Raw genomic sequence first — 6,238 nt, 5'->3', positions numbered from 1 at the left:
CGCCCGCGCCAAAGCGCGTAAAGCCCAACAGCAGGCCGCTCCGGCAGAAGACGCCGCAGCAGAGCAGCCCGCCGCCGTTGACCCGCGCAAGGCCGCCGTTGAGGCCGCCATCGCCCGCGCCAAAGCGCGTAAAGCCCAACAGCAGGCCGCTCCGGCAGAAGACGCCCCAGCGGAGCAGCCCGCCGCCGTTGACCCGCGCAAGGCCGCCGTCGAGGCCGCCATCGCCCGGGCTAAAGCGCGTAAAGCAGAACAACAGCAACAAGCAGTTCCCCCGTCGGCAGCCAATGATGACGCCCGCAAAGCGGCAGTCGCTGAAGCAATCGCCCGCGTTCAGGCCCGGAAAGCATCCCGGCAGGCAGTTAACGAGGATTAAATGGTTTTCAGAATCGCAAGTTCCCCTTATACCCACAATCAGCGCCAGACTTCGCGGATTATGCTGCTGGTGCTGCTCGCCGCCGTGCCCGGCATCGCGGTTCAGACCTGGTTTTTCGGCTGGGGTACCGTGCTGCAAATTATCCTTGCCGCCATCACGGCGTGGGGAGCCGAAGCGGCCATCCTTAAACTGCGCAAACAAAATATTCCCGCGATCCTCGCCGATAACTCCGCGCTGCTGACCGGCCTGCTGCTGGCCATTAGTATTCCGCCTTTTGCTCCCTGGTGGATGGTGGTGCTGGGGACCGCGTTCGCGGTGATCATCGCTAAACAGCTCTACGGTGGTCTGGGTCATAATCCTTTTAACCCGGCAATGATCGGCTATGTCGTACTGCTCATCTCCTTCCCGGTCCAGATGACTTCGTGGCTCCCGCCGCATGAGATAGCCGCTAATGTTCCCGGATTTAGCGACGCGCTGCGGATGATTTTCACTGGCCATACGGCGAGCGGTGGAGACATGAACAGCCTGCGAATGGGCATTGACGGTATCAGCCAGGCCACGCCGCTTGATACCTTCAAAACCTCGCTTCATGCCGGTCACGCGGTTGAAGAGATTCTCCAGTATCCTGTCTACGGCGGCGCGCTCGCCGGCCTCGGCTGGCAGTGGGTTAACCTGGCGTATCTGGCGGGTGGTCTGTTCCTGTTATGGCAAAAAGCCATTCGCTGGCATATCCCGGTCAGTTTTCTGCTGAGCCTTGCCGTTTGCGCTACCCTCGGATGGCTGTTCTCCCCGGAAAGCCTCGCCTCGCCGCAGATTCATTTGCTGTCCGGCGCCACCATGCTGGGCGCGTTCTTTATTCTGACGGATCCGGTAACCGCCTCCACCACCAATCGCGGACGCCTGATCTTCGGCGCGCTGGCGGGGTTACTGGTATGGCTAATTCGCAGCTTTGGCGGCTATCCGGATGGCGTGGCCTTTGCCGTTCTGCTGGCCAATATTACCGTTCCCTTGATCGATTACTATACGCGCCCGCGCGCGTACGGCCACCGCTGAGGACCCGAACATGTTACAAAGCATGCGTAAACACGGCATCACGCTGGCCCTCTTTGCGGCGGGGTCTACCGGGCTGACGGCCGCGATTAACGAGCTGACCAAAAGCACCATTGAAGACCAGGCTGCCCAGCAGCAAAAAGCCTTATTTGACCAGGTTATGCCGGCTAATCTTTATAACAACGACTTGCTGAAAAGCTGTTATCAAGTTACCGCCCCGGCGCTGGGAAAAGGCCAGCACAAGGTTTGGATCGCTCAGGATGGCGAAAAACCGGTGGCTGCGGTGATGGAAGCCACCGCACCGGACGGCTATTCCGGGGCCATTCAGCTGCTGGTGGCCGCCGATTTTAAAGGTACCGTGCTGGGTACCCGCGTCACCGAACATCATGAGACGCCGGGGCTGGGCGATAAAATCGAACTCAGAATTTCCGACTGGATCACCCTCTTTGCCGGTAAAGTGATTCATGGGCAAAACGACAGCCACTGGGCCGTGAAAAAAGACGGCGGCAACTTCGACCAGTTTACCGGGGCCACCATTACCCCGCGCGCGGTGGTCAATGCCGTCAAGCGCGCCGGCCTGTACGCACAAACGCTGCCCGCGCAGATTTCCGCATTCACTCCCTGTGGAGACTAAATCATGAGCGAAGTAAAAGACGTTATTGTTCAGGGGTTGTGGAAAAACAACTCCGCGCTGGTTCAGCTGCTGGGGATGTGTCCCCTACTCGCCGTGACCTCGACCGCCACCAACGCCCTTGGCCTTGGGCTGGCGACGACGCTGGTGCTCACCCTGACGAACCTGACCATTTCCAGCCTGCGCCGCTGGACGCCGGCGGAAATCCGTATTCCGATTTACGTCATGATCATCGCTTCGGTGGTGAGCGTCGTGCAGATGCTGATCAACGCCTACGCGTTCGGCCTCTATCAGTCTCTGGGGATCTTTATCCCGCTGATTGTCACCAACTGTATCGTGGTTGGGCGCGCTGAGGCCTTTGCCGCGAAAAAAGGCCCGGCGCTGTCGGCGCTGGATGGTTTTTCCATCGGCATGGGGGCCACCTGCGCGATGTTTGTGCTCGGATCAATGCGGGAAATTCTCGGCAACGGTACCCTGTTTGATGGTGCCGACAGCCTGCTCGGCAGCTGGGCTAAAGTTCTGCGCATTGAAGTATTTCATACCGATACGCCGTTTCTGCTGGCGATGCTGCCGCCGGGGGCATTTATTGGCCTCGGCATGATGTTGGCGGTAAAATACCTTATCGATGAACGTAGCAAACAGCGCAAAGCTAAAGCGGTACAAGCCGATGTCGTTGCGCCGTCTGATGTGACGGGAAAAGCCTGGAATGAATAAGAGTAAACGCCTGGAGATCCTCACCAGGCTCAGGGATAACAACCCGCACCCCACCACGGAGCTGAATTTTCACTCGCCGTTTGAATTATTGATCGCCGTCCTGCTCTCGGCGCAGGCCACCGACGTCAGCGTCAACAAAGCGACGGCAAAACTCTACCCGGTCGCCAACACGCCGGCGGCCATGCTGGCGCTGGGCGTTGAGGGCGTGAAGTCGTATATCAAGACTATTGGCCTGTTTAACAGCAAAGCAGAAAACGTCATCAAGACCTGTCGTATCCTGCTTGAGCAGCACAATGGCGAAGTGCCGGAAGATCGGGCGGCCCTTGAGGCGCTTCCCGGCGTCGGCCGTAAAACCGCGAACGTGGTACTCAACACCGCCTTCGGCTGGCCGACAATCGCCGTCGATACGCATATCTTCCGCGTTTGCAATCGGACACAATTTGCGCCCGGTAAGAACGTTGAACAGGTCGAAGAAAAGCTGTTAAAGGTGGTTCCAGCGGAATTTAAAGTCGACTGCCATCACTGGTTAATCCTGCACGGTCGTTATACCTGTATTGCCCGCAAACCGCGCTGCGGCTCCTGCCTGATAGAAGACCTTTGCGAGTACAAAGAGAAGGTCGATCTCTGAACACGCATCGCGTCATTATCCATCAGGGTGATGACGCTGCTTTTCCCCCGCCTTCATCGACATTCACGCCATCATTTTCGCGCTGTTGCGGGTGATTATGCGGTTATATAATCATCGGCCAGCTTATTCATTTTTTTTAGAGGCAAAATTTCTATGCATTTGTGATCGAGATCACCTGGTCAATTTATTGTTGATTTAATGTTAACGCTTTTGCGTGCAAACCTGCTGATTCAAATACCCTTAAGTTAAATACCAACACAATAACCCATCAATTTTTAGGATTATGGGCTATATCACTGGATGCAAGCGCATACAGCCGAACATATCGCCATTATGCGAAAAACTTCGGATCCCAACAGATAAAAACTCTCCCTTTGGCTAAACCTTGAAATTTAACTCTGAATAACATTTGAGTAGACGGTGTATTATGCCACATGGAATATGTGTAACAGATTATTGCAAAGCTATTGCCTGAAGGGGCAGGATAGTGAACATTACCTGCCGTTTTCCCTCCAGAATAACTATAAAGGCGGCGGTCTGAGAAGATTGCGCCCCGAACACCCCCCGTTAATATGGGATGTAAAAAAAGAGGTATTTGTGTCGACTGCAAACAATAAACCAACAGAAAGCGTAAGTTTAAACGCTTTCAAACAACCACGTTCGTTCTATCTCATCTTCTCTATTGAGCTGTGGGAACGTTTTGGTTTCTACGGCCTGCAAGGGATCATGGCCGTTTACCTGGTTAAACAGCTGGGTATGTCAGAAGCGGACTCTATTACTCTGTTCTCCTCCTTTAGCGCGCTGGTCTACGGTCTGGTGGCGATTGGCGGCTGGCTGGGCGACAAGGTGCTTGGCACTAAGCGCGTCATCATGCTCGGCGCAATCGTTCTGGCTATCGGCTACGGCCTGGTAGCGTGGTCCGGGCACGATGCGAGCATCGTGTATATGGGTATGGCGACGATTGCCGTCGGTAACGGCCTGTTTAAGGCTAACCCCTCTTCCCTGCTCTCAACCTGCTATGAAAAGAACGACCCGCGTCTGGACGGTGCATTTACCATGTACTATATGTCCGTCAACATCGGTTCCTTCTTCTCTATGCTGGCCACGCCGTGGCTGGCGGCGAAGTTTGGCTGGAGCGTCGCTTTCGCCCTGAGCTTTGTCGGTCTGGTGATCACCATCGTCAATTTCGCTTTCTGCCAGCGCTGGGTTAAACAGTACGGCTCGAAGCCTGACTTCGCCCCGCTGCAGGTAGGTAAGCTGCTGGCGACTATCGTTGGCGTGGTGGTTCTCATCGCGATTGCAACCTGGCTGCTGCACAACCAGGGTATTGCACGTATGGCGCTGGGCGTGGTTGCGCTGGGCATCATCGTTATTTTCGCTAAAGAAGCCTTCGCGATGCAGGGCGCGGCCCGTCGCAAAATGATCGTCGCTTTCATCCTGATGCTGCAGGCGATTATCTTCTTCGTTCTGTACAGCCAGATGCCAACCTCCCTCAACTTCTTTGCGATTCGCAACGTTGAACACTCTCTGCTGGGCATCGCTTTCGAGCCTGAGCAGTACCAGGCGCTGAACCCTTTCTGGATCATTATCGGTAGCCCGATTCTGGCCGCCATTTATAACAAGATGGGCGATACCCTGCCGATGCCGATGAAGTTTGCTATTGGTATGGTCCTGTGCTCCGGCGCCTTCCTTGTCCTGCCGCTGGGCGCTAAGTTCGCCAGCGATGCGGGCATCGTAAACGTCAGCTGGCTGGTGATCAGCTACGGCCTGCAGAGTATCGGTGAACTGATGATTTCCGGTCTGGGTCTGGCGATGGTGGCACAGCTGGTTCCGCAGCGCCTGATGGGCTTCATTATGGGTAGCTGGTTCCTGACTACCGCTGGCGCCAACCTGATCGGCGGCTACGTGGCGAACATGATGGCGGTGCCGGATAACGTGACTGACCCGCTGATGTCGCTGGAAGTTTACGGTCGCGTGTTCCTGCATATCGGTGTCGCCACCGGCATTATCGCCATCCTGATGCTCATGACGGCGCCGAAGCTGAACCGTATGACCCAGGACGACGATAAAACGGCAAAAGCCAGCGATACCGCTACGGCTTAAGCTCCCCGGGAAAACCCATAAATTTAAACCGCTAACGCGCTGTTAGCGGTTTTTTTTTACCCCTGGGCGGACTAACATACAGGAAACCGCAGCCACGAGGAGTTACCGATGAAACTGTTCTACAAATCCGGCGCTTGTTCTCTTGCTTCGCATATCGCGCTACGCGAAAGCGGGCTGGACTTCACCCTGCAGGGCGTTGACGTGATGAAAAAACGTCTCGAAAACGGGGATGATTATCTGCAGATCAACCCGAAGGGTCAGGTACCGGCGCTGCTGCTGGACGATGATGTGCTGCTGACGGAAGGCGTGGCCATTATGCAATATATCGCCGATCGCGTGCCGGACCGCCAGCTGCTGGCGCCGGTGGGAAGCATTGCCCGCTATCAGACGCTGGAGTGGCTAAACTACGTGGCGACGGAGCTGCATAAAGGTTTTACCCCGCTGTTTCGCCCGGATACGCCGGAGGATTACAAACCTGTCGCTCGCGCGCTGCTGGACAAAAAAATGCAGTACGTGAACGAATGCCTGGAAGATAAAGAGTGGATTAACGGGCACCGTTTCACTATCGCCGATGGCTACCTGTTTACCGTGCTGCGCTGGGCGTACGCCGTGAAGCTGGATATGGAAGGCTATAGCAATATTGCAGCCTGGATGAAGCGCGTTGCCGCGCGGCCTGCGGTAGCCGCCGCCCTCGAGGCTGAAGGGCTGAAGTGAAGCCGATGCTTGCCCGACGCAGGTC

Annotated in this window: 6 protein-coding genes and 1 pseudogene; all 7 read left to right on the top strand. The window is 56.0% G+C overall.

Annotation, left to right across the window (positions count from 1 at the left end; all coding sequences use genetic code 11):
- Positions 1-373, top strand: a pseudogene (locus ABLU67_RS12870) (electron transport complex subunit RsxC); the annotation flags it as partial.
- Positions 374-1,426 carry an electron transport complex subunit RsxD gene (rsxD, locus tag ABLU67_RS12865; RefSeq protein ID WP_254540020.1) on the top strand — a complete coding sequence of 351 codons (1,053 nt, stop codon included), beginning with the start codon at positions 374-376 and terminating at the stop codon, positions 1,424-1,426.
- A 10-nt stretch (positions 1,427-1,436) separates the two neighbouring features.
- Positions 1,437-2,057, top strand: coding sequence for an electron transport complex subunit RsxG (gene rsxG, locus ABLU67_RS12860; RefSeq protein WP_254540018.1), 621 nt, complete (start codon positions 1,437-1,439; stop codon positions 2,055-2,057).
- Between the two features lie 3 nt (positions 2,058-2,060).
- The gene (locus tag ABLU67_RS12855; protein WP_004851436.1) at positions 2,061-2,768 is read left to right on the top strand and encodes an electron transport complex subunit E; all 708 of its coding nucleotides are present in this window, start codon (positions 2,061-2,063) and stop codon (positions 2,766-2,768) included.
- Positions 2,761-3,396 carry an endonuclease III gene (gene nth / locus ABLU67_RS12850; protein WP_004851438.1) on the top strand — a complete coding sequence of 212 codons (636 nt, stop codon included), beginning with the start codon at positions 2,761-2,763 and terminating at the stop codon, positions 3,394-3,396. The genes ABLU67_RS12855 and nth overlap by 8 nt, the downstream gene beginning before the upstream one ends.
- Before the next feature lie 597 nt (positions 3,397-3,993).
- Complete coding sequence (gene dtpA, locus ABLU67_RS12845) at positions 3,994-5,499, top strand: dipeptide/tripeptide permease DtpA (protein WP_014229591.1); 1,506 nt, start codon at positions 3,994-3,996, stop codon at positions 5,497-5,499.
- A gap of 108 nt (positions 5,500-5,607) precedes the next feature.
- A complete protein-coding gene (gstA, locus tag ABLU67_RS12840; protein WP_004851441.1) occupies positions 5,608-6,213 on the top strand; it encodes a glutathione transferase GstA in 606 nt (201 codons plus the stop codon).
- Positions 6,214-6,238 lie beyond the last annotated feature (25 nt).

Origin of the sequence: Klebsiella sp. GN_Kp190, from assembly GCF_040061795.1 — a bacterium.
Lineage (GTDB): Bacteria > Pseudomonadota > Gammaproteobacteria > Enterobacterales > Enterobacteriaceae > Klebsiella > Klebsiella michiganensis.
Note: the sequence above shows the minus strand (reverse complement) of the source record. Positions and strands in the feature narration are given on the sequence as shown.

Bases quoted from the DNA above. Each gene is read 5' to 3' on its own strand.
- nth (WP_004851438.1), top strand. From the start codon at position 2,761: ATGAATAAGAGTAAACGCCTGGAGATCCTCACCAGGCTCAGGGATAAC.
- ABLU67_RS12855 (WP_004851436.1), top strand. From the start codon at position 2,061: ATGAGCGAAGTAAAAGACGTTATTGTTCAGGGGTTGTGGAAAAACAAC.
- rsxD (WP_254540020.1), top strand. From the start codon at position 374: ATGGTTTTCAGAATCGCAAGTTCCCCTTATACCCACAATCAGCGCCAG.
- rsxG (WP_254540018.1), top strand. From the start codon at position 1,437: ATGTTACAAAGCATGCGTAAACACGGCATCACGCTGGCCCTCTTTGCG.
- gstA (WP_004851441.1), top strand. From the start codon at position 5,608: ATGAAACTGTTCTACAAATCCGGCGCTTGTTCTCTTGCTTCGCATATC.